The sequence below is a fragment of the Oleiphilus sp. HI0066 genome (genome assembly GCF_001635725.1).
Genome location: NZ_LWFH01000469.1, coordinates 1 through 1,271 on the forward strand (window position 1 = coordinate 1; position 1,271 = coordinate 1,271).

2 protein-coding genes are annotated in these 1,271 nt (G+C 43.8%); one reads left to right on the forward strand and one right to left on the reverse strand.

The window, feature by feature from the left end; all coding sequences use genetic code 11:
* A partial coding sequence (locus tag A3738_RS06715) for a YhcB family protein (protein WP_156504019.1) occupies positions 1-305 on the reverse strand: 305 nt, incomplete at its 3' end.
* Between the two features lie 195 nt (positions 306-500).
* Here A3738_RS06715 and zapE point away from each other — a divergent pair.
* Positions 501-1,271 (forward strand): cell division protein ZapE (gene zapE / locus A3738_RS06720; RefSeq protein ID WP_068763454.1); only part of this gene is annotated, 771 nt, incomplete at its 3' end.

The window sequence follows — 1,271 nt, forward strand, 5'->3', positions numbered from 1 at the left end:
CTTAGCGATAACACGCTTTCTATCTCGTCATCTTCGCACAACTTACGAGCACCACTCGCAAGTTGTTCGTGAACGTCTTTGTAGCTTTTATTCAGTGTTTGCACCTTGCGTGCAGTGTCCATGAAATGGGCAGTTACATCAGCTTGATAACGCGTAAAGCGTTCTTCGGTTTCGTTGAGTTTTGCTTGGAGGCGAGCAATCTTTCGGCCATCGCCTTTAGTGCTTCGTTGCACGAGAACGCCGATAACTAATCCTAAGCTAAATAAACCTAACGCTGCGATAACTTGAATGCTCGTTTCTGTCACAAATAACCTGCTTGTTTCTTTAATTGACGTGATTGGATACTAAAACCCTTTGTCTTACATGACAACACTGCTCAGTATGCTTTCCAAGAATATGAGAAATATTGGCCTTTCTCTTTGCATCACGGCAGAATATGCGCCGTTTTTATTGTAGCTGCAATCCTTTGATTGTCTTTAATCCTTACGGTGAGTTGTTTTATGTCTTTAGCGTCTCTTTCTCCTATTCAGCGATATGAACGTGATCTACAAAAAGATGGATTTATGGAAGATCCAGCACAGCGTATGGCTGTTGAAAAGCTGCAATCTTTGTATGACGCGCTGATCGAAGATGAGAAGCAAAGAGCAAAGAAAACCTATCGTTTTTTTGGGAAGTTCAAAAAGAAGAATATCGAACCCGTAAAAGGTTTGTATTTTTGGGGCGGAGTAGGTCGTGGTAAGACTTACTTGATGGATAACTTTTATGAAAGCCTACCTTTTGATCGCAAGATGCGTATTCACTTTCACCGCTTTATGCAGCGCGTCCATGCTGAACTGACCACGCTTAACGACACGCCTGACCCGCTATTGGTTGTTGCTGATCGTTTAGCTGATGAAACACGCATCATTTGTTTCGATGAATTTTTTGTTTCTGATATCGGTGATGCAATGATTCTTGCGGGCTTGATGGAAGCCTTGTTTGCACGCGGTGTGAGTTTGGTTTGTACGTCAAACATCGTACCTGACGGCTTGTATAAGGACGGCTTGCAGAGAGCTCGTTTCCTACCAGCGATCGCCTTAGTGAATAAACACACCGAAGTGGTCAATGTCGATGGTGGAACAGACTATCGTTTGCGTACTCTGCAGCAAGCTGAACTATTCCATCACCCTCTAGATGCGCAAGCAGATATCAATCTTGAGAAATATTTCTCTCAACTTGCCGTAGAAGCGGGTGAGCATGGGTTGTTGTTGACGATCAATGGGCGACCGCTG